Origin of the sequence: Thermostichus vulcanus str. 'Rupite', from assembly GCF_022848905.1 — a bacterium.
GTDB lineage: Bacteria > Cyanobacteriota > Cyanobacteriia > Thermostichales > Thermostichaceae > Thermostichus > Thermostichus vulcanus_A.
In genome coordinates this window covers 94,002-118,874 of the sequence record NZ_JAFIRA010000001.1, presented here as the reverse complement: position 1 = coordinate 118,874, position 24,873 = coordinate 94,002, and the positions used below count along the sequence as shown (strand labels likewise).

25 protein-coding genes and 1 pseudogene are annotated in these 24,873 nt (G+C 55.6%); 13 read left to right on the top strand and 13 right to left on the bottom strand.

Translation table 11 applies throughout. The annotated features are described in order from the left end of the window. Positions 1–44: 44 nt before the first annotated feature. The 5 genes and pseudogenes from JX360_RS00540 to JX360_RS17795 form a co-directional block, all read right to left on the bottom strand. Positions 45–794 carry a response regulator gene (locus tag JX360_RS00540; RefSeq protein WP_279611128.1) on the bottom strand — a complete coding sequence of 250 codons (750 nt, stop codon included), beginning with the start codon at positions 792–794 and terminating at the stop codon, positions 45–47. Between the two features lie 45 nt (positions 795–839). Beyond that, a complete protein-coding gene (locus JX360_RS00535) occupies positions 840–1,622 on the bottom strand; it encodes a sensor histidine kinase (protein ID WP_244348404.1) in 783 nt (260 codons plus the stop codon). 102 nt (positions 1,623–1,724) lie between these two features. Then, complete coding sequence (locus JX360_RS00530) at positions 1,725–3,284, bottom strand: sensor histidine kinase (RefSeq protein ID WP_244348403.1); 1,560 nt, start codon at positions 3,282–3,284, stop codon at positions 1,725–1,727. Between the two features lie 88 nt (positions 3,285–3,372). Continuing rightward, positions 3,373–4,359: a pentapeptide repeat-containing protein gene (locus tag JX360_RS00525; protein ID WP_244348402.1), complete on the bottom strand. Its 987-nt coding sequence runs from the start codon at positions 4,357–4,359 to the stop codon at positions 3,373–3,375. A gap of 255 nt (positions 4,360–4,614) precedes the next feature. Further along, positions 4,615–5,804 (bottom strand): annotated as a pseudogene (locus JX360_RS17795) (LL-diaminopimelate aminotransferase). Positions 5,805–5,935: 131 nt separating this feature from the next. On the opposite strand from JX360_RS17795, the gene ribD reads away from it, so the two are divergent. Next, on the top strand, positions 5,936–7,087 hold the full coding sequence (gene ribD / locus JX360_RS00515; RefSeq protein WP_244348401.1) for a bifunctional diaminohydroxyphosphoribosylaminopyrimidine deaminase/5-amino-6-(5-phosphoribosylamino)uracil reductase RibD: 1,152 nt from the start codon (positions 5,936–5,938) through the stop codon (positions 7,085–7,087). A 24-nt stretch (positions 7,088–7,111) separates the two neighbouring features. On the opposite strand, the gene JX360_RS00510 is transcribed toward ribD, so the two are convergent. Together JX360_RS00510 and JX360_RS00505 are read right to left on the bottom strand one after the other, a co-directional pair. Further along, positions 7,112–7,639 (bottom strand): TolB family protein, encoded by a 528-nt coding sequence (locus tag JX360_RS00510; protein ID WP_244348400.1) that lies wholly within the window; start codon positions 7,637–7,639, stop codon positions 7,112–7,114. Between the two features lie 154 nt (positions 7,640–7,793). Then, entirely contained in the window at positions 7,794–8,078 is a 285-nt protein-coding gene (locus tag JX360_RS00505; RefSeq protein ID WP_244348399.1) for a DUF427 domain-containing protein, read from the bottom strand. Between the two features lie 153 nt (positions 8,079–8,231). Here JX360_RS00505 and JX360_RS00500 point away from each other — a divergent pair, with 153 nt between their 5' ends. The 9 genes from JX360_RS00500 to JX360_RS00460 all read left to right on the top strand — a co-directional run bounded on the left by JX360_RS00500 (position 8,232) and on the right by JX360_RS00460 (position 17,083). Continuing rightward, complete coding sequence (locus tag JX360_RS00500; protein WP_244348398.1) at positions 8,232–9,662, top strand: DUF697 domain-containing protein; 1,431 nt, start codon at positions 8,232–8,234, stop codon at positions 9,660–9,662. Positions 9,663–9,708: 46 nt separating this feature from the next. After that, the gene (locus tag JX360_RS00495) at positions 9,709–10,473 is read left to right on the top strand and encodes a proteasome-type protease (RefSeq protein ID WP_244348397.1); all 765 of its coding nucleotides are present in this window, start codon (positions 9,709–9,711) and stop codon (positions 10,471–10,473) included. Positions 10,474–10,533: 60 nt separating this feature from the next. Continuing rightward, positions 10,534–11,520, top strand: a complete 987-nt coding sequence (gene glyQ / locus JX360_RS00490) for a glycine--tRNA ligase subunit alpha (protein WP_244348396.1) — start codon at positions 10,534–10,536, stop codon at positions 11,518–11,520. A gap of 155 nt (positions 11,521–11,675) precedes the next feature. Then, positions 11,676–12,200 carry a low amplitude/bright protein LabA gene (locus tag JX360_RS00485; RefSeq protein ID WP_244348395.1) on the top strand — a complete coding sequence of 175 codons (525 nt, stop codon included), beginning with the start codon at positions 11,676–11,678 and terminating at the stop codon, positions 12,198–12,200. A 123-nt stretch (positions 12,201–12,323) separates the two neighbouring features. Continuing rightward, complete coding sequence (gene lepA, locus JX360_RS00480; RefSeq protein WP_244348394.1) at positions 12,324–14,135, top strand: translation elongation factor 4; 1,812 nt, start codon at positions 12,324–12,326, stop codon at positions 14,133–14,135. Between the two features lie 6 nt (positions 14,136–14,141). Next, entirely contained in the window at positions 14,142–14,795 is a 654-nt protein-coding gene (gene yqeK / locus JX360_RS00475; RefSeq protein ID WP_244348393.1) for a bis(5'-nucleosyl)-tetraphosphatase (symmetrical) YqeK, read from the top strand. A 12-nt stretch (positions 14,796–14,807) separates the two neighbouring features. Then, positions 14,808–15,179 carry a ribosome silencing factor gene (gene rsfS, locus JX360_RS00470; protein ID WP_244348392.1) on the top strand — a complete coding sequence of 124 codons (372 nt, stop codon included), beginning with the start codon at positions 14,808–14,810 and terminating at the stop codon, positions 15,177–15,179. A 587-nt stretch (positions 15,180–15,766) separates the two neighbouring features. Next, positions 15,767–16,087, top strand: a complete 321-nt coding sequence (locus tag JX360_RS00465) for a hypothetical protein (protein WP_244348391.1) — start codon at positions 15,767–15,769, stop codon at positions 16,085–16,087. Between the two features lie 78 nt (positions 16,088–16,165). Beyond that, entirely contained in the window at positions 16,166–17,083 is a 918-nt protein-coding gene (locus JX360_RS00460) for a histone deacetylase family protein (RefSeq protein ID WP_244348390.1), read from the top strand. Here the strand turns inward: JX360_RS00460 and JX360_RS00455 are convergent. The 5 genes from JX360_RS00455 to JX360_RS17790 form a co-directional block, all read right to left on the bottom strand. Next, the gene (locus JX360_RS00455; RefSeq protein WP_244348389.1) at positions 17,080–18,231 is read right to left on the bottom strand and encodes an NAD-dependent epimerase/dehydratase family protein; all 1,152 of its coding nucleotides are present in this window, start codon (positions 18,229–18,231) and stop codon (positions 17,080–17,082) included. The two genes, JX360_RS00460 and JX360_RS00455, sit on opposite strands and share 4 nt — an antisense overlap. Positions 18,232–18,334: 103 nt before the next feature. Next, complete coding sequence (locus tag JX360_RS00450; protein ID WP_244348388.1) at positions 18,335–19,273, bottom strand: fused MFS/spermidine synthase; 939 nt, start codon at positions 19,271–19,273, stop codon at positions 18,335–18,337. Between the two features lie 9 nt (positions 19,274–19,282). Continuing rightward, on the bottom strand, positions 19,283–19,732 hold the full coding sequence (gene speD / locus JX360_RS00445; RefSeq protein WP_244348387.1) for an adenosylmethionine decarboxylase: 450 nt from the start codon (positions 19,730–19,732) through the stop codon (positions 19,283–19,285). A gap of 119 nt (positions 19,733–19,851) precedes the next feature. Then, a complete protein-coding gene (gmk, locus tag JX360_RS00440; RefSeq protein ID WP_244348386.1) occupies positions 19,852–20,532 on the bottom strand; it encodes a guanylate kinase in 681 nt (226 codons plus the stop codon). Continuing rightward, a complete protein-coding gene (locus tag JX360_RS17790) occupies positions 20,463–20,750 on the bottom strand; it encodes a helix-turn-helix domain-containing protein (protein ID WP_425244325.1) in 288 nt (95 codons plus the stop codon). Before JX360_RS17790 ends, gmk begins: the two co-directional genes overlap by 70 nt. Positions 20,751–20,848: 98 nt before the next feature. Between JX360_RS17790 and JX360_RS00435 the strand changes: the two genes are divergently transcribed. Both JX360_RS00435 and JX360_RS00430 read left to right on the top strand, forming a co-directional pair. Beyond that, on the top strand, positions 20,849–21,175 hold the full coding sequence (locus JX360_RS00435) for a hypothetical protein (protein WP_244348385.1): 327 nt from the start codon (positions 20,849–20,851) through the stop codon (positions 21,173–21,175). Between the two features lie 124 nt (positions 21,176–21,299). Beyond that, complete coding sequence (locus tag JX360_RS00430; RefSeq protein ID WP_244348384.1) at positions 21,300–21,575, top strand: hypothetical protein; 276 nt, start codon at positions 21,300–21,302, stop codon at positions 21,573–21,575. A gap of 107 nt (positions 21,576–21,682) precedes the next feature. Here JX360_RS00430 and ffh read toward each other — a convergent pair whose 3' ends face one another. Beyond that, positions 21,683–23,152 carry a signal recognition particle protein gene (gene ffh / locus JX360_RS00425; RefSeq protein ID WP_244348383.1) on the bottom strand — a complete coding sequence of 490 codons (1,470 nt, stop codon included), beginning with the start codon at positions 23,150–23,152 and terminating at the stop codon, positions 21,683–21,685. Positions 23,153–23,407: 255 nt separating this feature from the next. Between ffh and JX360_RS00420 the strand changes: the two genes are divergently transcribed. After that, entirely contained in the window at positions 23,408–24,856 is a 1,449-nt protein-coding gene (locus JX360_RS00420) for a carotenoid oxygenase family protein (RefSeq protein ID WP_244348382.1), read from the top strand. Positions 24,857–24,873 lie beyond the last annotated feature (17 nt).

Sequence of the window (24,873 nt, the reverse complement as noted above, 5' to 3'; positions counted from 1 at the left end):
TATCAATGAAGTGATTCGGATCTAACGGTCTGAATTTACAGAATTCACAAACTAATCAAGCCATAGGTGAGGGCGTAGCGAACCAGCTCAGTGCGACTGCTGGTGCCAGTTTTGTTCAACAATCGGGTCACGTATTTCTCGACATTGCGCACACTGGTTTGCAGTTGTTTAGCGATCTCTTTGTTCATCAGTCCTTCTGCCACCTTCTCCAACACCTGCTGTTCTCGCGGCGTAAATTCCACCTTGATCGGCGGGGGCAAGGGGGTAGAAGTAGGGGGATGAGGGGGGCTGTCCAGAGCCGGGGCTCGTTCCGACAGCAGGGCACGAATCGAGGCCAGCTCCCGTGCTACTACCTCCGAAGGATTGGCTGAGCGAGAGCGCTCGATCAAATTGGAGACGATGGCCACCAGCTCTTCAGGATCGAAGGGCTTGGGCAAATAGGCATCGACCCCGGCCCGATACCCCTGAATGCGATCGGCAGTCATCCCCTTGGCGGTCAGAAACACCACAGGTAGATGGCTATAGGGCTCCAGCTGCCGCAGTTGTGCCAAAAACTGATAGCCGTCAATGCCTGGCATCATGATGTCAGAGATAATCAGTTGCGGCTGGGTGGTGCTGAGCAGTTGCAGAGCCTGTTGGGGGTGAGCAGCTGGGATCACCTCAAATCCACTATCTTCTAGGTAAGCTTGCACCGCATCCCGCAAGCCCGGTTCATCATCCACCAACATCACCCGCGCCGGTGCTTCAGCAGCTGCCATGGACGAACGGTTTGGTGGAATGGAGTTTTTGGGCATCACACAGCTCCTCAATTAACTCACAGATCTACAGAGATCTAACTGTTAGGCCAAAGGTAGGCTCAGGCGGAAACAGGATCCCTGTTGGCCAGGCTCTCGGTGGCCCGAGCTATCCACCTGCAGTTGCCCCCCCATCTGAGTGGCGAGGTCGCGGCTGATGGCCAACCCCAATCCCTGTCCTGGCTTGGAGGGATCCGCCCGAAAGAAGGGATCGAAAATCCGTTCCAAATTCTCAGGGTGAATGCCAGGGCCGCTGTCGCAAATGGAAACTTCCACCCGCGTGGGAGTGTTGTGGGGTTGTGGCTCAACCCTCAGTTGAATCTGGCCAGGGCTAGGGGTGTACTTGTAGGCATTGTCGATCAGATTGTCCAGGATTTGTCGCAGTGCTCGCGGATCCGCCTGGATCTCGGGCAAATGCGAGGGGATCTCCGCTTGAAAGTGGTGTCCCTGGGTTTCCGCCACAGCTTGATAGACCGGGATCCACTCCTGCAGCACATCGGCCAAGGCGAGAGGCTGTAGCTGCAGGGTGGCGGGGATCCCATCCGAGCGCTCAAATTCCAGCAACAAATCCTGTAAATGCTTACACTCCTGTTCGATGCTGAGACCAATCCAGTGGTTGCGATCCTCTGGGGGCAGGCGTTTTTGCAGTAACTTGGCCAAGGTATTTAAGGCGGTCAAGGGATTGCGCACCTCGTGTAACAAGGTGGAGAGCTGCTGCGAAGAGAAGGTTATAGCTGATGGGGTTGTCAGGGGATCTCCTCCCCCCTCAGCTCCCCACGCGGACTCCGGCTCTCGCTCTTGTTGAACACCTTTCCTGGCTCTTGGCATGGACACCCATCTCTCAAGTACCTAGCCACTCAGCTAGCAGATCGATCCTAGCCACATCTCCCCTCCGATCCGCCACTTTTGTTGGGATCCTGGCCCAGGGGTTTAGAGCTGGCGGGGCAAGTAGATGTTGAGAACCTCCCCCTGATGGGCGCGATGGCGCACGGTTAAATAGCCCCCCAAGGCCCGAAACAGGGTCTGGGTGACAGGAATGCTGAGGCTGACCGCGCCTGTATCCGGCTGCAAGACCAACAACTGACCAATGGCCTGTGGGGATTTGGCTTCTGTGGCGGCAGTAGGGATCCCGCTCTCCGGAGTATCCACCTGAAATTGGAGTTTGACCAAGTCCCCAGCGCTGACCAACTGAGCCCGAATCCGGCTACCAGCTGGAGTGCTGCGGGCAATGCGGTCGATCATGCCAAACAGCACCGCTTCCAACGCCTTCGGATCACTGACCACATCCGGTAACTCATCCGGAATCTCCAGATCAAACTGGGATCCCCGTCGTTCCACCTGTTCCTGCCAGCGGGGTAGATTTTGTCGCACCAAATCCACCAAAGCAATCGGTTCCAGTTGTAAGCGGTGCCCCTCCCGTGCCTCGGTGGTAGGCATCACCGTTTCGGTGGCTTGGAAGAACAGGCCAAAGCGGTTAATTTGCTCTGTACACTCGCGGTCAATCTTCTCGGCATAGTCCCGCACGCGGGGGGGTAAGTCGGATCGTTTCAAAATCAAGCTGGCCAAGGTGCGAATGGTGCTCAGAGGCGTTTGTACCTCATGGATCAAAGCCCGCAACAATTCCGCTTCAGAAAGACCATTGTCGGGGTGGGGAGGTGGGTTGGGTTGTGCGGGAGACTTTGACGCTGCCGCCGAGCGACTGACGGAGTTCTTGGGTAGGGCTTCCGAGGGGGAGCTGGCCTCTGGCTCGCCAAGTTCCGAATCTGGGGAAGCCACCACTTCGGTGGTTCTGCCGGTTGTGGTGGGGGTGGCTGGGGGCAAACGAGCGGGCTGGGATCCTGATTCTGCCAAGTTCCCCAAAAGGAGCAAGCTGCTGAACCGTGCCAAAACCCGCACATGGGGATTCATCAGCGGATAGTGCTTGGCCAAGCTTTGCCACAATGGCAATCGATCCGGTCGGCCTTGCTGAACCCGTTGTTCCAAGCTCTGCCAGGCTCGATGTACCACTTCCGGCTCAAAGGATATCATCATGCCTGTCTGCCGTGTGTGGGGATGATGTCCTTGGGCGGCTACAGCCGAGAAAACGGGGGTAAGTACCAGCAAAAAAGGCTCCTCTACCAGGGGATCCCGAGGCAATAGGGGGATCACCGTCTGACCAGGAGTCAAGATCGACTCAGGCGACAGATCCGGGGTAAAGAGCCAGGGGGCTTCTCGGGCCGGATCCCGCGGTTTTAGGGCTGTTTCTAACGTTGTTTCTAACGTGTCGATGCGTACCGGCAGTTGTGGCAGGGGATCCCGTATCACCCAAGGGGGTAACCAAGAAACTGGCCCACTGAGCACCACCCCAAACTGGCCTACCTCCTGCCAAAGCTGAATGAGAGCGGCCACCGTCTGCTGCCAAGAGCGCTCTCCCGCAGCAGGTAACCACTCCGGCAAAGGTAAATCAGCCCACAGCGACTGCAATAAGGACGGCAAGCGATAGCTATTCACGGATCCCTCTAGCCCTGCCCTCAGGGTAGCGGGTTCAGCAACGGCATAGCAGGGGAAAACCTCACCCCGATCAGGGTGGATCCCCGCCTCAATTCACCCGTCCATCTGGCATGGTTGCCCCTTGCAGGTTAGCCCCAATCAAGTTGGCTGTGCTCAGATCAGCGCGGGTGAGGATAGCATGACTCAGGTCGGCATTTTCTAAATTGGTACGACCCAGATAGGCGTCCACCAGACTGGCGTATCTCAAATCTGCCCCCGCCAGGTTAGCTCGGCTCAAATCCGCCCGTGCCAATTTGGCCGAGTACAGGCAACTGGCGGAAAGATCGGCCCCACCCAAATCCGCTTCACTCAGATTGGCTTCAGTGAGGTTGACTTGGCTCAGCATCCCCTCTTTGAGGTTCACTCGCGCCATCTGCACCCCCTGCATATCTGCCCCCAAGAAGGACACTCCGCTCAGGTCGGTCTCGCTGAGGATGGCCCCGCGCAAACAGGCTCGCTGCAAATTGGCCCCACTCAGATTGGCCCCTAGCAAACTGGCCTCCCGCAGATTGGCTCCACTCAAGTCAGCCCGGGTTAAGTCTGCCCCTGACAAATTGGCCCCACTCAGGTCAGCACGGCTGAGATTCGCACTGCGCAACACGGCATGACGGCGGCTATCCAGACGAAAGTTGGCCCCGCGCAAACAAGCCCCCAGCAGATTGGCACTGGTGAGGTTCACCCACCGCAAATCCGCATCCAGAAGGTTGGCATCGTTCAACAGGGCCAATGTTAGGTTGGCTCCATGCAAGTCTGCCCCCTGTAGGGTGGTGCCGTGCAGTTGGGCATCCCTGAGATCCGCATCGCTCAAATCCGCTTGACTGAGGTTGGCCCCGCTTAATTTGGCCCCTGCCAAATTGGCTTTTTGCAGCTTGACCCGCCCCAGATAGGCAAAGATCAGGTTGGCATTGTGTAGATTGGCACCGGAGAGATCGACCCCAATCAGATCAACTCGACTCAGGTCAAGCGCAGCAAAATTTTCACCTGTAAAGTTGGTACGCCCTGACCGGTACAACCGGAGCAGATCTTTGGCATCCATAAGGTCTACCTAGCTTGCTCCCTTAGGTTACCGCCGCCGTGCCCTGTGAATATCATTCGTCCTGCCCGAGACCGAAGAAATACTGGTTTTACTCTTTGATTTCAGAACATTTCAGAACATTTCAGAACATTGGGTCTTGATGGTTGGGTTTGGCCTCATGGCGGCACTCCTGCTGGCGATTCCGCTGTTGAACCTGTTGATCTTGCCCCTTGGCGCTATTGGTGGGACGGCCCTAGCCTTAGCGGTGACTCAAGCTCAGCTTAAGGATTCTTGAGGGTATCCCCCAGCCAGAAAGTGGCCGATCCGTCCGACGGCTTCCTGCAAACGGGATCCCTCCACCACCAGAGCAAAGCGCACGTAGCCCTCCCCACTGGGGCCAAAGCCAGAACCCGGAGACAAAGCTACCCCCGCTGTTTTCACCAAGTCCAGGCAAAACTGCCCAGAGGATCCTGGATAGCCCCTTGGCAAGGGTGCCCACAGATACATCGTCGCTTCCGGCACCGGTACCGGCCAACCGATGTCATGCAGCGCCGCCACCGCCGTATCTCGCCGCTCTCGATACACCTGTCGCCAGTGGTGCAAAAAGGTTTCTGGAGCCGCCAAAGCTGCCGCCGCCCCCCGCAAAATGCCCGGAAGTCAATCGTGGATTTCACCAGCCGCAGTGCCCGAATTAAATCCCGATTGCCAATGGCATAGGCCACCCGAAACCCCCCCATGTGATAAGACTTGGATAAGGAAAAAAACTCGATCGTGCAGGTCTTATCCGGATCCGCCTGGAGGGCCGAAGGGGCTACCTGCCCGTCAAAGCGCCAGTCCACATAGGGAAAATCGTGGGCCAAAACCAGTTGGTACTGTTGGCAGAAGTACAACGCCTCCTGCCAAAACTCCGGTGTGACGGTGGCTGTGGTGGGGTTGTGGGGATAGCTCAACACCAGCAGCCGCGCCTGCTGAGCGATCTCCTCCGGGATCCGATCCCACTGGGGCAAAAAGTGATTCTCGGCCAATAGGGGCAAATAGTAAGGGATCCCGCCCGCCAAATGGATCCCGCCCACATGGGAGGGGTAACCTGGATCCGTCAGTAAGGCCATATCGCCCGGATTGAGTAGTGCTAGAGGCAACAGGGCCGTCCCCTGCTGGGATCCAATCAGGGGCAACACCTCTGTCTCCGGGTCAATCTCTAGGCCAAACTTCCCCTCATACCACTTGGCACAGGCGGCACGAAAAGCAGCCGTGTCGTGAAAGAGGGTGTAACCATAGGTGGCCGGATCCGAGAGGGCCGATTGCACCGTGGCCAATGCCTCGGGGGGCGGAAATAAGTCCGAGGATCCCAAGGACAGATCGATTAAGTCTAGCCCCGCTTGACGGGCCTCCCGTTTGGCCTGATCCATTTGGTCAAACACATTGGAGCCAAGGGGATACAGACGGTGAGCAAGGGGAGCAACCATGCAACAACTCCTCCAGAGGGGCGATCTATCCTAGCCTGGGGATCCTTATCAAGAGGAGGCCAGCCTACAATTTATACGGAATGTCAATTGACGGGAATGTCAACCTAGCCTCAAGTCTTTTGGTAGTAGCTTTGGCCAGCAAAACACAGGAAGTGGATGAGCGTTTTCTCCGTAGAGCTCTGCAGCTGGCAGAACGGGCTCGCGGCCACACCTACCCCAACCCGATCGTGGGGGCGGTGGCGGTCAAGAATGGCCGAATCCTGGGGGAAGGCTATCACCCCCGGCCAGGAGAGGCCCATGCTGAGGTGCTGGCGTTGCAGCAGGCGGGGGAAGAAGCCAGGGGGAGTACGGTTTACGTCTCTCTAGAGCCCTGCGACCACTTTGGCCGCACGCCTCCCTGCTCTCTGGCCCTCATCGCAGCGGGGGTGGCTCGGGTAGAAGTGGCGGCTCGGGAGGAGAACCCCTTAGCTCGTGGCGGAATGGCACGACTGAGGGCAGCGGGAATAGAAGTAGCCGTGGGGCTTCTGGAAAAAGAGGCCCGCGAACAAAACGAGGTCTTTTTCACCGTACAGAAGACGGGTCGCCCCTTTGTTCTCCTGAAGGCTGCCTTGACCCTGGATGGCAAGGTGGCTACCCCTTCCGGGGATGCCCGTTTCGTCTCTTCCCCAGCAAGCCGCCGTGTTGCCCAGGCGTATCGTCAGTGGCTTCCTGCAGTTGTGGTGGGGGTAGGAACGGTCTTGGCGGATGACCCAGCCCTGACCGTGCGGGATCCCGATTTCCGTCCCTTCCCGCTGATGCTGGAGCCGCCGCCGCTCCGGGATCCCGTCAAGGTGGTTTTGGACACTGCAGCCCGTACCCCCCCAACAGCCCGGCTCTTTCAGCCAGGCCCCCGCGGGGAGACAGCCCGTTGCTTGATTTTGGTGGGACAGGGGGCACCCAAGGAGCGGATCCTTGCCTTAGAAAGGGCAGGGGCCCGAGTGGTGGAGTTGCCTCGGGAAGGGAGCAAGGTGAGCCTAGAAGCCGCCTTGAGGGTTTTTCAGGAGGAGGGGCTAGACGGAGTGTTGCTGGAGGGGGGCCCTCGGCTGGCCAGTGCTTTCCTGGAGAGAGGCTGGGTCGATAAGCTGGCCCTTTTTTTGGCCCCCAAGCTGCTGGGCGAGGGCAGAAGCTTGCTGGAGGGGGGAAAAGTTCTGGAGCACATGGCGGAAGCCAAAAGGCTGAGCCTGGCCCGCCGAGAAGAGCTGGGGGAAGACCTTTGGTTGGAAGCCTATCCAACGACGGAGTAGAAGGGCTCCTAGAGAGGGATCCCCTCAGGGATTGGCGTTGGAATCCGGAGAGGGAGCAGGGGATGGGCGGGAACTGGCCTGAGGCCCCCGATCAAAAATCTCGATGTGCCACTGCCCTTGGCCGTTGCTCTCGAAGGCGATAAAGCGGCCATCGCCACTGATGGTGGGGTTGCGCACATCGCCGGCCACCCGGCTACTGATGTTTTGGACGTTGCGGGTTTGGCGGTCGTAAAGAAAAATTTCCGATTTGCCCAGTGCATTCGATACATAGACAATGTAGCGGCCATCAGCACTGATATCCGGGGAGGTGGTGGCCACATCGCTGGAGTTGAGACCAGGCAAATCCACAAGGCGCCGCTCCTGGGTGTCGTATAGGAAAATATCCTGACTGCCACTGCGAGCGGAGGAAAACACCAAATAGCGACCGTCACCGTTAAAAGCAGGTTCCCCATCCGGGTAAATGCTGTTCAGGCCGCTGTTGGTCAGACTGGGCCTGGGGGTGCGAAAGCCCGCAGGGGTACAGCCGAGCAGCAGCAGGCTCAGTCCGGTCAAACACAGTCTCCCCCCCCAGCGCGTTAGGCTAGGCAAGAGCCCTTGTCGCTGGCGTGAACAGTTCAGGCTATCGGTTAGCATCATTGCCCTTCCAGGTTTTCCTCCAGTCTATTTTACTGAGTTTTACTGAGTCAGTCAGAGTCAGCCAGGACGGCTAGGCTTCCACCTTTACCCCTTTCCAAAAGGCCACGTAACCGCGGATGTTGGCGGCGGCAGGCTTGGGATCCGGGTAGTACCAGGCGGCATCTTTGTTTTCCTGACCGTTGACCACCAGGTTGTAGTAGCTGGCCACTCCTTTCCAGGGGCAGGTGGTGTGGGTAGAACTGGGCTGAAAATACTCCTGATGCAGCGATTCTGGCGGAAAATAGATGTTACCTTCCACCGTTTCGTAGTGTTCACTTTCTGCCAATACCACTCCGTTCCAAATCGCCTTGGGCATGGTGAGCCTCCTCTTGCAAAGCCTTAACTGGGATCAGCCTGCACCCACTGCTCTAGATCGGGCCGAGGCTGTTCCCCTCCATTATTTCCTGCAACTTTCGCAAACTGGCTGACTTGTTCTGCTGACTTGTTCTATAGATCCTGATTTGTCACCATGGCCCGTCGCAACACCCTCCAAGACGACCTTAACTACCAGCAAGCCAAGCGCAGTCTCCGCCAGTGGGTGGCTCAACTGGACTTGCAACCCCAAGAAGCGGTGGGCATGGAAGCCGAGTTGCAGAGCCTGCAAACCCTCCTAGACAAGCTGGAAACGGAAGTGATTCATATTGCCGCCTTTGGCCTGGTGGGACGGGGCAAATCCTCTCTGCTCAATGCCCTGCTGGGGGAGTCGGTGTTTGAAACGGGGCCAACCCATGGTGTAACCCGCAGCCAACAAGCCGCCGCCTGGAAAGTCAGTTGGGAAACCCGTCCCAAAACCCAAGCGGAGCCGGTGACTGTCCAGGGATCCTACCTACCCCCGGCCTCGGTTCAATCGGTGCAGGTGACCCGTTGGCAGGGATCCCGTCTGGAGCTGATCGACACCCCTGGCCTTGATGAAGTGGATGGAGAAACCCGCGCCCAATTGGCCCAAGCGGTGGCGCAGCGGGCGGATTTGATCCTGTTTGTGATCTGTGGCGACTTGACACGGGTAGAGTTTGAGGCACTGGCGGCCCTACGGGAGGCAGGCAAACCGATGCTGCTGGTATTCAATAAAATCGACCAGTACCCTGAGGCGGATCGGCAGGCCATCTACGACAAAATCCGCAACGAACGGGTACGACAGATTCTTTCCCCTGATGAAATTGTGATGGTGGCGGCCTCCCCCCGCGTTCCCCGCCTGGTGCAAAGACCGGATGGTAGCTTCGGGGCGCAGTTGGAGGTGGGATCCCCGCAGGTGGATGCTTTGCGGCTGAAGATCCTGGAAGTTTTGCATCGGGAAGGGCGTTCGCTGCTGGCCCTGAATGCGCTGCTGTTTGCGGATCGTTTGAATCAGCAGGTGATTGAACGGAAGTTGGCAAGCCGCTCTGAGCAAGCACAAGACCTGATTGGCTCCGCAGCACGAACCAAAGCGCTGGCGGTAGCTCTCAACCCGATCACCCTGCTGGATAGCTTGGGGGGTTTGGCCATCGATGTAGCTCTGATCCTACGGCTGTCTCGTCTGTACGGGTTGCCCATGAGCACCCAGGGGGCGACTCAGCTGCTGCAAAAGATCATCCTCAGCATGCTCAGCCTCGGGGCCGGAGAATGGGTGGCCCTGTTGGGGTTGGGATCCCTGAAAACCTTGCTAGGGGGAGCCGTTCCCTTCAGTGGGGGATTTTCCTTGGGGGCCTATACCTCGGTGGCTCTTACCCAGGCGGTGTTGGCCGGGTTTTCCTGCTATGCGATTGGCGAATCGACCCGCCACTACCTCACCCAAGGGGCCAGTTGGGGGCCAGAGGGTCCCAAAGCCGCCATTGCCCAGATTTTGGCCGACTTAGACGAAGCCTCGATTACCGCCCGCATCCGCGAAGAAATCCGCGAGAAAATGGGATCCGCTCTCACCTAAAGTCCTCTACAATCCTTACAATCAAAGGGCCGAGCCGGGTACTTCCATGACCTACTGCCTTGGCATCATCACGCGCTCTGGGTTGGTGATGGCCGCAGATTCCCGCACCAATGCAGGGGTTGATTACGTCTCCACCTACCAAAAATTGTTCGATTTCTCCTTACCAGAAGAGCGGGTGATCTTGATCTGCACCTCCGGCAACCTCTCCATTACCCAGAGCGTTCTCACCGAGATTCAGCGGGATCTGCGCCAACAGGAAACCCTCAACCTGCATACCCTCCCCAACCTCTACGACATTGCCCGCTACCTGGGATCCAAAATTCGCCTCATTCAAGAGCAAGACCGCCCCTGGCTGGAAAAAGATGGCATCGATGCCCAATGCAGCCTGCTGCTGGGGGGACAGGTACGCGGCGAAAATCCATCCCTCTACCTGATTTACAACCAGGGCAACTGCATTCAGGCCACCCCCGAAACCCCCTTTTTGCAGGTGGGGGAAACCAAATATGGCAAACCGATCCTGGATCGTACCCTCTCCTACGAAACCTCCCTGGAGGACGCTGCCAAATGCGCCCTCCTCTCCATCGACTCCACCATGAAATCCAACATTTCCGTTGGCCCCCCGATCGATCTGGTGATGGTACAAGCTGATCATCTGAAAGTAAGCCATCGCCTGCGCCTGCGCACTGGGGATCCCTACCTGGCCAAAATGCGCAAACTGTGGGAAAGTTCCCTCAAACAAGCCTTCGACCAAATGCCACCGATTGAGTGGGCCTACCAGGATCCCCAAGATCAAGAGGAACTGATCGACTGAGGGGGGAAGGGCCTTGATAGGATGGGAACTGCCTTGTGTCTGCATCCTCCCTTACTTGCCATGTCAACCCATCATTTCCAAGGTCTTATCTTTCGATTGCAACAGTTTTGGGGGGAACAAGGTTGCCTCATCCTGCAACCTTACGACACCGAAAAAGGGGCAGGCACCATGAGTCCCCATACCTTCTTGCGCGCCTTGGGGCCGGATCCCTGGCGAGTCGCTTACGTGGAACCCTGTCGTCGACCCACAGACGGGCGTTATGGGCAAAACCCGAATCGCCTACAGCATTATTTTCAATATCAAGTACTGATTAAGCCCTCCCCCGATGATATTCAAGATCTGTACTTGAATAGCCTGCGTGCTTTGGGGGTTGACCCGGCTGAACACGACATTCGTTTTGTGGAAGATGATTGGGAATCTCCCACCCTGGGGGCTTGGGGAGTAGGATGGGAGGTCTGGTTGGATGGCATGGAAGTGACCCAATTCACCTATTTTCAGCAGGTGGGTGGGCAGGATTGTCGGCCTGTTTCTGTGGAAATCACCTATGGGTTAGAACGGCTAGCGATGTACCTGCAAGGGGTGGATTCTGTTTATGACCTCTGTTGGAATGAGCATCCTTCCCTGGGGCGTATCACCTACGGACAAATTTATTTTCAAAACGAGGTGGAGCAGTCCCACTACAATTTTCAATATTCCGATCCAGAAATGCTGTTTGAACTATTTCGTCGCTATGAGGCAGAAGCCAAGCGATTGATTGAGGTCACACATCAAAAGTTTCAGGAGCAAATTTTGCCCGATCGGTTGGCAGTTTCTTTGCTGCTACCCGCTTACGATTATGTGCTCAAGTGCTCCCATTGCTTCAACCTGCTCGATGCCCGTGGCGTTATTGCCGTGGCAGAACGAACCCTCTACATTGGGCGCATTCGCACCCTAGCCCGACAACTAGCAGAGTTCTACGTCAGTCAGGCAGGGCACCCAGGAGCCAGCTATGCTTTGCGGCAAGCGGAGCCCGCTTTAGTCTACGGTGGTGCCCCCGTGATTAGCTAGCTTGTTGATTAAGGGATCCCTCTATTGGTTATGATAAGAGATTAGCTTAATAGAGTTCTGGCCGACCGAAACCATTGTCCTTTCGGGAAGTCGGTATTCTCGTACTCGTTTTCTTTTTCTGACAAGTTCACCTCACTATTTCCTGGAAAATCTTTATGTTTCACCATCCCGTCACCCGGGTCTCCATCTTTATTGATGGCAACAATATGTTTTATGCCCAACAAAAGAATGGCTGGTTTTTTGACCCGCGCCGAGTGTTAGATTACTTTGCTAAATCCCAGCCTAATGTCGAACTGATCAATGCATTTTGGTACACCGGAATCAAGGATCCCCATGACCAAAGAGCCTTTCGAGATGCCCTGATTAGTTTAGGCTTTACCGTTCGTACCAAGTTCCTCAAAGAATATCGAGATGATGATTCTGGACGTTATTCCCAAAAGGCAAATCTGGATATCGAAATCGTCATCGATATGTTTAATACGGTCGAGCAATACAACAAAATTGTTTTGTTCAGCGGCGATGGCGACTTCGAGCGGGCTGTTGAGTTGTTGCGCTCTAAGAATACCCTGATCACTGTGGTCTCCACTGAAGGGATGATCGCCCGTGAGCTGCGCAACGCCACCGACCGCTATATCGACCTGAATGAGATTCGCCCTTACATCGAGAAGTTGGACAAGTAGGCATCAAGTAGGCGTAGAAACAGGGGACAGGGATCCTCTGCCTTAGAGCCTTGATCTAGAATCGAGCCGTAGGAGTCTAGAGGGGTTACGATTGTAAAAAATCTTTGCCCTTCTCAGGTTTTTATGACCGACGTTCCTGTCTCCCGCATTCGCAACTTCTCGATCATCGCCCACATTGACCACGGTAAATCCACCCTGGCAGATCGACTCCTGCAAGATACAGGCACAGTGGCTGCTCGGGAAATGAAGCCCCAACTGTTGGACAACATGGAGCTGGAGCGGGAGCGGGGCATCACCATTAAGTTGCAAGCGGCCCGCATGAACTACCGTGCTCAGGATGGTCAGGAGTATGTCCTGAACCTGATTGACACTCCTGGTCATGTGGATTTCACCTACGAAGTGTCCCGTTCGCTGGCGGCCTGTGAGGGGGCCTTGTTGGTGGTGGATGCCTCCCAGGGGGTGGAGGCGCAAACCTTAGCCAATGTCTACTTAGCCTTGGAAAATAACTTGGAAATCATCCCGGTGATCAACAAAATCGACCTGCCGGGGGCTGAGCCGGATCGGGTGATCGAAGAAATTGAACAGGTGATTGGTCTGGACTGCAGCGGGGCGATCCTCGCTTCCGCCAAAGTTGGCATTGGCATTCAAGAGATTTTGGAGGCAATCGTACAGCGGGTACCTCCCCCCCGCGATACCGTGGCGGATCCCTTGCGAGCCTTGATTTTTGATAGCTATTACGACCCCTACCGCGGCGTGATCGTGTATGTGCGGGTTATGGATGGGGAAGTGAAAACCGGCGACAAAATCTACTTTATGGCTTCCGGGCGGGAATATGAGATTGCCGAAGTGGGGGTGATGCGTCCCACACAAGAGCCGATTGATGCTCTCCATGCGGGGGAGGTGGGTTACATCGCCGCCGCCATTAAGAGTGTGGAACATGCCCGCGTTGGCGATACCATCACCCTGGTTAATCGCAAGGCCCCAGAGCCCCTACCGGGCTACAAAGAAGCCAAACCGATGGTGTTTTGTGGCCTGTTCCCTAGCAGTTCTGATCAATACGCGGAACTGAAAGAAGCCCTGGAAAAGCTGAAGCTCAACGATGCAGCCCTGCATTTTGAACCAGAAGTCTCTAGTGCCATGGGCTTTGGGTTCCGCTGCGGCTTTTTGGGCCTGCTGCACATGGAGGTGGTGCAGGAGCGGCTAGAGCGGGAATACAACCTGGATTTGGTGATCACAGCCCCGACGGTGGTGTACCGAGTCACCCTGAATGATGGATCCGTCATTCGGGTGGATAACCCGAGTGAGTTGCCCTCTCCCAACGAGCGCACCAGTATCGAGGAGCCGATCGTCAAAGTTGAGGTGATTTTGCCGGAGGAATTTGTCGGTACAGTGATGGAACTGTGTGAGACCAAGCGGGGCACCTTTAAGGATATGAAATACCTGGCGCAGGGTCGCACGACGCTCGTGTACGAATTGCCCTTAGCAGAGGTGGTCACGGACTTTTTTGATCAGATGAAATCCCGCACCCGCGGCTATGCCAGCATGGATTATCAAATAATTGGTTATCGTCCCGATGATTTGGTGCGCCTAGATATCTTGATCAACGGGGATCCAGTCGATTCGCTGTCCACCATTGTTCACCGCGACAAAGCCTTTTATGTGGGCCGTTCGTTGGTGGCGAAGTTGCGGGAGTTGATCCCGCGTCATCAGTTTGAAGTACCAATTCAAGCGGCTATTGGCTCCAAAGTGATTGCCCGCGAAACCATTCCCGCCTTACGCAAAAATGTTTTGGCCAAGTGTTATGGGGGTGATGTCACCCGTAAACGGAAGCTGTTGGAGAAACAAAAAGAAGGGAAAAAACGCATGAAGTCGGTGGGTACGGTGGATGTGCCTCAAGAGGCATTTATGGCGGTGTTAAAGCTGCAGAATGAGTAGTGCGACATGAGGAGTACAACTGGATCCCCTCTGCGACGAGAAGCGGTGCTGGCCTGGTTGGAGCAGCAAGTACCGGCCCCTCGCATCCGTCATATTCTCGGGGTAGAGGCGATGGCACAGGAGCTGGCCGCTTGTCACGGCTTGGACGGGCAAAAGGCCGCTTGGGCAGGGTTAATGCACGATTTGGCTAAGTATTTTCCCCCTGAAAAGCTGTTGGAGATGGTGGCTCAAGAACGGGAACTGGACGAAGTCGAGCGGGCTGAACCCCATATTCTCCATGCGGAAGCGGGATCCCTAGTGGCGCGGGATTACTTTCAGGTACGGGATCCCGAGATCTTGGCGGCCATTGCCAACCACACGTTGGGGCAGCCGGGTATGGATGCGTTAAGTTGTGTGATTTTTGTTGCCGATGCCCTAGAGCCGAATCGGGGCCACAGCCCGGAATTGGAGCAGTTGCGGCAACTGGCCTGCACCGATTTGGCCAAAACGGTGGTAGGAGTATGTGACCTTAGCCTTAAATTTTTGCTAAACCGGAGTCAGGTGATCCATCCACGCACCCTCATGACTCGCAATCATTTTCTGTTACATCCCTTAGAGATGCCGATGTCCCGGCCCCATGCCAACCCATCTGCAAGCCCAGTTGTTTTAGGAGGTTTTTAGTTGCTACATCTCATGCCTGACCCCGTTGCGGATCCCACCTATCGTATGGCGTTGAGCGCAGCCCGTGCCGCAGAAGAAAAAAAAGGTGGTGATATTGTTTTGTTGGAAGTATCCCAAGTTTCAACGTTGGCAGACTACTTTCTTCTGGTCAGTGGCTATTCCCTTACGCAAGTCCGAGCTATTGCCCGAGCGATCGAAGAACAAGTCTGGGAAAATTGGCAACAAACCCCCCGCCGCATTGAGGGACAAGAATCAGGCTCTTGGGTGCTGATCGATTATGCGGATCTAATCGTGCATGTGCTGATGCAAGAAGAAAGGGATTATTATGATCTAGAGTCTTTTTGGGCTCAAGCCCACCGAGTGAATCTGCCCATTGCGGGCTAAACCTTCGTGACTTTTACTGAGACAAAAAGTATTCCTCTACACGTCTTTGCTTGTTCGCAAAATGATATTGCCTGGCTCTGCCTGGTTAAGATTTTGCTTAATCAAGAAATATGTACAGCCCGCAACAATCTCACAAAGTCCTACGCAATTGCGTGTTAGCGTAGCAGATGAGAAGGGGATGGGTGAATCTCATTTTCTTCTCGGGCCGAGTTTCTATACTCTTCATTAAGTGGCTTGAGATATCTTCCTCAAAACGCCGATAATCCTGTGTTGATACTGAGTATCAATGGTGAGGTTTCAGGCTTGTTGGTTCTATATGATCAATATGATCTCAATATGATCAATGAGGTTATAGGAGGATAGATTAAGCCAGGAGTCAAGAGCTATCTGTTTGATGTGTTTAAGGATTCCTATGGTAACATTTTGGTTTTTCTATGGGTTTTCTATTGTGTGAGGATTGAGACTACCTTGGGTCGGTTCTTTTACTTCGAGCCCAAAGCCAGATGTAAACAGTAGCTCGACTCAGGTAAAGATGTGTTCAGGGCGTCTTAGTTTTGGAACGCCTCTTTAATTTTGGGAGATTCATCATGGAAAAGATGTTGGTCAATATCGTTGAGTACCTGGCGCTGGGAGAGCTGGAAAATTATCTTTGCTCGGAGCATCCCCATCAGCAGGTGTTCCATGATGCTATGGAGCGGGAAGCCATGATGCAGCAGATATTGAACCGGATCCCTGCTATTTATATGTGGTTGGCTGCCGATGAGTGCCCCAGCCGCGATCAGCTCAACCCTTCTGAGCAGGAATTGTTACGCTCAGTCGTGCGGGATGTGGTCAATCAAAAGCTACAGCAAGCCTCCTTTGGGGTTGACCCCTACGCGGGATCCATGTCGGAAGCTTTCTACGGCTAAGCTGCTGAGGCTAGGGCAGCATTGCCAGGGCAGGAAGGCTACACTGCAGAAGCATCGCTTCAGCTTGTTCAGGTTGCTATGCTGCCTATTTACTATTCGGATGTCTTTCTCAAGCATGACACAGGAGCTTTTCACCCTGAACGGCCAGCGCGCCTGCAGTCGATTGTGAAAACGCTGCGCAGCGCCCCTTTTGCCGACCAATTGGAATGGCGGGATCCCCCTGCTGCTGCCCTCGGGGAAATTGAGCGGGTTCATTCTCCTCAGCACATTCAATCGGTCATGGAGCTAGCAGCAGCGGGCGGGGGGCGGATTGAGGCCGATACTTTTGTTTCCTGCGGCAGTTTTGAGGCGGCTCGCTTGGCGGTAGGGGCGTGGATTGCCGGGTCGGAACAGGTTTTGCAAACCTCTCAACCGGCGTTTGTGCTCTGTCGTCCACCGGGACATCACGCCGAACCGGAGCAGGCGATGGGGTTTTGCCTGTTTAGCAACGCCGCCATTGCAGCACTGTGGGCTCTCGAACAACCAGGCATCGAGCGGGTCGCCATTTTCGATTGGGATGTACATCACGGCAATGGCACCCAAGCAGTGGTGGAGCGCTATCCCCAGTTGGCCTACGCTTCCATCCACCAGTTTCCCCTCTATCCCGGCACGGGATCCGCCAGCGAAACCGGAAGGTACGGCAACATTTGTAATGTGCCTTTGCCTGCTGGTTCAGATTGGTCGGTCTACAACAGTGCTCTTCACAACACCATCCTGCCGTTTTTACAGAAGTTCCAGCCGGATCTGCTGCTGATCAGCGCTGGGTTTGACTGTGCCAAAGGGGATCCCTTGGCGGGCATGCTGCTAGAACCCGAAGATTTTGGCCGTATGGCTCAGCTCTGCCTAAAGGAGGTTACCCGCAAAACTCTTTTTGGCCTTGAGGGAGGCTATGACCTGAACAATTTGGCCCAGGGCTGGCTCAGTCTGGCCCGGGTATGTCTCGGTGGAGAACCTTAGCCTTTCCACTTCACCCGAGGTAGGATCTGCTTCACATCCACACGATCCTTATACTTGAGGGCAAAGTTGAGCAGGGAATCCAGTAGGGAATCCGACAGGTAGTGGGGTTGCAGACCCAGATCCAGCAGTTTGGTGTTCTTGGCGTTGAAGTAATGCTCCTCCAGCTCAACGCGGGGGTTCTCTAGGTAGTTCACCTCCACCTTGAGGCCCATTGCGGCTGCTGCTTTCTGCACCAACAGCGCCAGCTGCTCGACACTAAATTGCTCCGTAAATTGGTTCAGCACCCGGAACTGCCCTGGCTCGGCGGGGTGAGCAATGGCCAATTCTACGCAGCGCACTGTATCGCGGATGTCCAGGAAGCCGCGGGTTTGGCCACCTTTGCCATACACCGTCAGGGGATGCCCGACGGCCGCTTGAATACAGAAGCGGTTCAAAGCGGTGCCAAACACGCCATCATAATCCAGACGGTTGATCAGCACCTCATCCATGCCAGTTTCATCCGTGAGCACCCCATACACCACCCCTTGGTTCAAATCAGTGGCGCGTAGCCCCCAAACGCGACAGGCAAAGTGGATATTGTGGCTGTCGTGCACCTTGGAGAGGTGGTACATGGATCCCGGCTGCTTCGGATAGGGAAGGGTGTCTTTGCGGCCATTGTGCTCAATGGTGATATACCCCTCTTCGATGTCGATATTGGGGGTGCCGTATTCTCCCATTGTGCCCAGCTTGACGAGATGGCAGTCAGGAAACTCTTCTTTGAGGGCGTAGAGAATGTTTAGGGTGCCGACTACATTGTTCACCTGGGTCATCACCGCATGATCACGGCTGATCATCGAGTAGGGGGCGGATCGTTGCTCGCCAAAGTGAACGATGGCATCCGGTGGGAACCGGCGCAGGCTGGAAATGAGAGCCTCGTATTGGGTGATGTCACAGACAAAGACGGGGATATCTTTGCCACTCAGCCCTTTCCAGCGATCCACCCGTTGCTCCAGTTGGGCAATCGGCGTCAGAGTGGAAACCCCCAATTGCAGATCCCAGAGGCGGCGAACGTAAGAATCGAGAATGGCAACCTCGTATCCCTTGCTGGATAAATGCAGAGCCGTTGCCCAGCCACAGTATCCATCGCCACCAATAATCAGGACTTTCATCAGTCGAGCAAAATTCGATTGTTCATGAATCTATCAAGTTATGGGATCAAAGACAAACTCCTGCGGGATCCCGTTTTTACGGCAAGGAATCGAGGAATTTGGCCTATTCGATGTGGGGAGGGTTGTCTAGGGTATAAACCGTGGTTTCTTCGGCAATCGCTCGCCGCAGATGGGCAGGCACTTGGTAAAGCCCCAACAGGGTAGTGCCGTCGATGAATCGCAGTGCCCCTCGACTGGGATCCAACTGTTGCCTCAGGACGAGGTCAATGGAGTCTGGGTCGGGTCTAGAGGGAATGGGCTGATGGGCACAGAGGGCAAACCCCAGTGGCCCACCATAGGTGGGGGTATAGATGGCATAGGACTGCACAGCGGCGAACACGGTCTGCAGGGTATGAATGATGCGGGTGTGTTGTCGAAATTCCACCGGCCCCACTGGCCCCGCTTGCACCACGAAGGCCCCATCCGGTTGCAACTTGGAGCGGATTTGCCGGAAAAACTCTTGGGTAAACAGGCGGTAGGCCGGGCCAGACTCAATCGGATCCGACAAATCCGAAAGGATGACATCCCAAATCGGGCCGGTGTGGTGGAGAAACTCCAAAGCATCAGCAATCACCACCTGTACCCGTGCATCTTCTAGCGCCCCCTGATGCATTTCCGGCAAATGTTCCCGACAGGCTTCCACCACTTCCCCGTCGATATCCACCATCACCACCTGCTCAACCGAGCGCCAGCGCAACACCTCGCGCACCGTTGCCCCTTCGGCGCCACCCAACACCAGGATGCGCTTCGGGATCCCACCCCCCTGAACCACTTGCAACAGGGCTGGATGCACCAGAGCCTCGTGATAGAGAAACTCATCTGCAGTGGTGGATTGCCAGCGCCCATCCAACACCAACCCCTTGCCATAGGCACCCGTTTCCACGATCAGCATCTCTTGGAAGGGGGTTCGCCGGTAGGCAAGGATGCGGGTGATACCGCGAACGCTACCATCCCAGGGGGTGGAGTATTCCTGTATCCAAAGGGGGATCCCAGGCGTATACATACCCTAACCCTAGCGTCCTCGTTGAGGGGCAGCTTCCCAGTTTGGGGTGAGGGAGTCTACGGGGTCGGTGATCCCCATGGGGCGGCGAGGCACCTTGCGCAGAGAATGTCCACGAGCTTGAAACACCGTGATCAGATACTCACAAGCCACCTCCGGCTGGGTATGACGGCCACAGGTGAACACGTCCACCGCCGCATAGCCCGCTTCGGGCCAGGTGTGAATGGAAATGTGAGATTCCCCCAACAGCGCAAGGGCCGTAATCCCCTGGGGCTTAAATCGGTGACACAGCTCCCCTAAAAAGGTGGAGTTGGAGCGTCTCGCTGCCTCCCGCAATGCCTGTTGCACGAGAGAGACATCATCTAAAAGATTGGCCGGGCAGTCGTAGAGCTCTAGGATGCAGTGGATCCCGATCAGAGCCAGAGACCTATCCCCTAATTGGCCAGATAGTGTGTGAGCCATACTATCCCCTAATTGGCCAGATAGAAACACAAGGCCATGCCGAAAAGCACAGCTTTACCAGTATCTCATAGGTTGAGGAAAATGAATCAACCCCACGCTTCTTGCGCAGTTTTCCTACCTCAGGTTGCTGGAACTTCTGGCTCTGGCCATTTCGGATAGAGCAAGGTTTCTAACTGAAGCAGAGCTTGCTCTAGATCATCGTTGACGATCACATAGTCAAATTCATCTTGGGCATCCAATTCTTGTTGGGCCTGTTGCAAACGTCGCTCAATGCTGGCCTCGGAGTCCTGCCCCCGTTCGCGGATACGCCGTTCCAGCTCTTGCAATGAAGGAGGCGACAAAAAGATACGGATTGCTTCTGGGCAATGCTGGCTCACTTGACGGGCCCCAGCCAATTCAATTTCCAGCAAGACATCCTGCCCCTGGCTGAGCTTGTCCAGAACCGCATCGCGGGGGGTTCCGTAGAAATTGCCTGCGTACTGCGCCCATTCCAGCAATTCGCCCGCTTCAATTAAGCGGAAAAATTCTTCGCGGCTGCGGAAAAAATAGTTGACCCCTTCCTGTTCGCTGGGGCGGGGGGAGCGAGTGGTAACGGAAACGGAAAAATACAGCTCAGGATGGCGTTGGCGTAACTGTCTCACAACCGTGCCTTTCCCCACACCACTGGGCCCTGTGAGTACCAGCAGACGACCCCGCTTGAGATTGGGCTCCAGGGATCCCTGAGTACCCTCTAGAACACCTTGCCGCTGCACACACTCGGAAGACATGGGAAAGAGGAGCATGGTGGAAGAGGCTGGCATAGGCTACAGACCAATGAAGGGTGGCCGAACAGTTGGTTTGTTTTAGGATATCTCACTCTTTGCTTCTCAGACTGCTCACCCAGTTGCCAATAGTGGTCAACAATGACACCCTCTAAAGCACTGGTGTCTGGGACTTTCACCTTTTCACCTGTACTCAATGCAGTCAGTGTTTCTTGCTCGCTGGTGGGGTAAAAGCGGTAGCTGTAAGCTTTTTCCATGCTCACATTATTTGACAGATAGCACCTGTTCTGTGAGTGGTATAGGTTATTGTGTGCCCATCCCATACTTAAAGGCAGGGGTCTCTCGGAGGCTTAAGATGAACATCCGCTGGCGACGGCTTGCTACCCCCACAGCACCCTGCCACTGTGCCACCTGCGGGCAACGCTTTCCAGGAAAGAGACGGGTTCCTCATCTGTTTAGCGATGCCCAGCTGGATCTCGGCCCGCTCTGCCCCCAGTGTTTTGCCGCATCCCCTGTCCAATTGCGGGAACGCATGCGCCGCTATGCTTATTTGATCCATTTGAATCGGTTGCGCCACCCGGGATCCCCAGACCACGCCCGTCACCTGGAACAGTTGGCCTGTGAGCGCTCCATTCGCTATCCGGGGCCACTCGGTTGGCTGCGGCATTGGCAGAAGACCTAGGCAACCAACAGGCACAAAACAGGGTGAACACCGCAAAGATGCAGGAGAATCAAATCAAGAGGGGATCCCTAAGTGGGGATCGACACGCCTATATCTGCTGTATCTGTTGTCATGAGGAAACCCGATGAATCTGGACAGCCTGCCAGAACCCGTAGCCGATGCTCTGATCAAAAGTCTGCTCACCGATGTGGAACAGTTGATCAACCAGCATGGCCTCTCGGAGATCCTGGTCGGGTTAGCCATGTATTGCAATGTGCAGTCCAAGGCCAAGTTCAACAAACCCAATCGCACTGAAAAAGATGAGGAGCTAGGATTTTATTTTCGGGATGCTGCCAAAGCCCTAGAAGTGGCTGCTAGCCTTACCTACCGCACCATGGATCGGTCTGCATCCAGTCACTAACGGGCGCGCTCCGGATCCCAAGGTTTGCTTCTGGCAAGCGTAGATTGGTTGCGCTCACTTTGGATGAGGTTTATGGAAGCGTGGGCTACAGCCCTTTCGTTCTTCCCTCACTTGCCCCCAAAGCCTCGGTTGCCGCCACCCTTTTTACCGCCACCTTTACCCGGTTTACGACTGGGTTGTTGGCGAGGCGGAGCGGCGGAGCGTCCGCGCCAGCTGGGGCCGCCACTGGGAAGAGGACTACGTCCACCGCCACCCCCCAAGCCCCCCATGCCAGGAAACCCACCGCCCATGCCCATGTTACGCATCATGTCGCGCATGCGTTGAAAGTCACTGACCAAACGGCTGACATCCTCCAACTTATGGCCAGAGCCATTGGCCACGCGGCGTTTGCGGCTGACACTACGGGCCAAGAGGTCAGGGTTCTTGCGCTCTTCTGGGGTCATGGAGTTGATCATCGCTTCGGCACGGGCCAGTTGGTCTTGCCCTTTTTGCAGCTGGTCATCGCTGATTTTGCCCATCCCCGGCATCAGTCTCAACAGGCCCCCCAGGGATCCCATGCGTTTAATCATGCGCATTTGTTTGAGGAAATCGGTGAAATCAAACTGGGCGGTCATCATCTTTTCCGCCATGCTGGCGGCATCCCCCAGGTCAATTTCTTCTTGGGCTTTTTCCACCAGGCTGAGGATATCCCCCATGCCCAAAATGCGCGAAGCCATGCGATCCGGGTAGAAGGGATCCAGGGCCTCCACTTTTTCCCCTACCCCGATGAACTTAATCGGTTGTCCAGACACCTGCCGAATCGAGAGGGCCGCCCCGCCGCGAGTGTCCCCATCCAACTTGGTGAGAATGGCTCCGGTAATGCCCAGCCGTTCATGGAAAGCTTGGGTGAGATTGGCCGCCTCCTGCCCGATCATGGCGTCCACCACCAGCAAAATTTCGTGGGGTTGCACGGTGGCCTTGACCCGCTCCAGTTCCGCCATCATCTCCAGGTCAATTTGCAGCCGACCGGCGGTATCCAGAATCACGTAGTCACATCCCTGCTGGCGGGCTGCCTCTACCCCTTGGCGGGCGATCTCAACGGGATCGGTTTTGCCCAGATCGAAGACGGGAATCTGAATTTGTTGCCCGAGGGTTTTCAGTTGGTCAATAGCCGCTGGCCGGTAAATATCTCCGGCTACCATGAGCGGTTTTTTGCCCTGTTTGCGCAAGTATAAGGCCAGCTTGGCACAAGTGGTGGTTTTCCCGGATCCCTGCAAACCGGCCATAAGGATGATGGTCGGTGGGGTAGAAGCCTGGGCGATGGGCACGTTGGCGTCCCCCATCACCTTCACCAATTCGTCGTGAACAATCTTGATGAACTGCTGATCCGGGTTGACCCCCATGATCACTTCGGATCCGAGGGCGGCCTCCCGTACCTCTTCGATAAACCGCTTCACCACCTGCAGGTTTACATCCGCATCCAACAAGGCCCGCCGCACTTCCCGGAGGGCTTCTTGAATGTTGGTTTCGGTGATTTTGTCCTGGCCACGCAGCTTTTTCCAGGCCAATTCCAATTTCTCGGAGAGGGCATCAAACATGGGTGCTGTTTATCCTGTCAAGGGATCCTGAGGGCATTCCCTACCATAGTCCAGTTGGGGCAATTGTTGTCAGAGATGGGTTAGAGGGTCTAGAGCAGAGTCCAAGACGGATCCCTCCCATCCCAATGCTGGCAGATAAGAATCCTTCACCAACCCCTGGATGGGGTCGAACAACCATTTCGGCCCGCAGGAACTGGCTCCTTTACAAAAGTTTAAGCGACAATGGGAGGCGTTGCTTGCTGTTGAGATCCACCCATGGTTACTGCCACGCCTACCTACAGCACTGCCGATTGGCAGCTGGGCTACCGCTCTCTGACCACAGAACAGGAGTATTGGATCCCGGAGATCGAGGGGCGAATTCCGGCGGGCTTGCGGGGTACTCTGTTTCGCAATGGGCCGGGCAAGTTGGAGGCGGGATCCCAGCGTTATGGCCATCCATTTGATGGCGATGGCATGATTTGCGCCATAACATTTGTCGAGGGGAAAGCCCATTTTCGCAATCGGTTTGTCCGCACCCGTGAGTTTGAGGCGGAAGAGAAGGCGGGGCGGGTACTTTATCGGGGGGTGTTTGGAACGCAAAAGCCGGGGGGCTGGTGGACCAATTTCCTGGATTTGAAATTTAAGAACCCCGCCAACACCAACGTAATCTACCAAGGGGATAAACTGCTGGCCCTTTGGGAGGCGAGTGCTCCCTATCGACTGAACCCTGCCGATTTGACCACAGAGGGCATTGAAACGTTTGCAGGCGGGATCTCCCCCCATCAACCCTTTACGGCTCATCCCCGCCGGGATCCGAAAACGGGCGATCTGATTGCGTTTGGGGTGCGGGCGGCCCTGAATTCGACGCTGTTGTTTTACCGTCTCGATTCCCAGGGGCGATTAACCGAAAAACGGGATTTCCAAATTCCAGGTTTTGCCTTTCTGCATGACTTTGTTTGGACACCTCAGTACCGCATCTTTTTCCAAAATCCGGTGGTTTTTAACCCCCTGCCGTTTGTGTTGGGCTGGCAATCGGCAGGCACTTGTCTGACTCTAAAGCGGGGGGAGCCGACTCGCATCTGGTTGTTTCCCAACAGCAGGGATCCCCTTCATCCCATTCAACTGGAAACAGAACCGGGGTTTGTCTTTCACTTCGTCAACGGCTACGAAGTCGGGGAGCAAGTGATCGTCGATGCCATTCTCTACGAGGAATACCCTGCCCTGGAGCCCAATGCCGATTATTTGCACATCGATTTCACCCAGGTTCCGGCGGGTAAGCTGTGGCGGTTTTATCTGGATCCCAAGGCAGGCAGCGCGAAGCAAGAACTGCTACTGGATCGGTCGGTGGAGTTTCCGGCCATTCATCCGGCCCAAATGGGGGGATCCCATCGCTACATCTACATCGGTGCCACCCATGCCCCCGGCCCCAATGCTCCTTTACAGGCCATTCTGAAGTTGGATACCGAAACGGGCCGTACCCAGCAGTACAGCTTTGCTCCGCGTGGGTTTGTCGGGGAGCCGGTGTTTATCCCCTATCCCGCTAGCCAGGGGGAAGAGGAGGGGTGGATCGTCACGGTGATTTTTGATGCGGCCAGCCAGTGCTCTCAGGTGGTGGTTCTGGAAGCGCAAGACCTTGCTGCTGGGCCGATTGCACGGATCCCGTTGCGGCATCATATCCCTTATGGTCTACACGGCAGTTTTACTCCGCAAGTGTGGGTGAACTGATGGGTATAATCATTCCC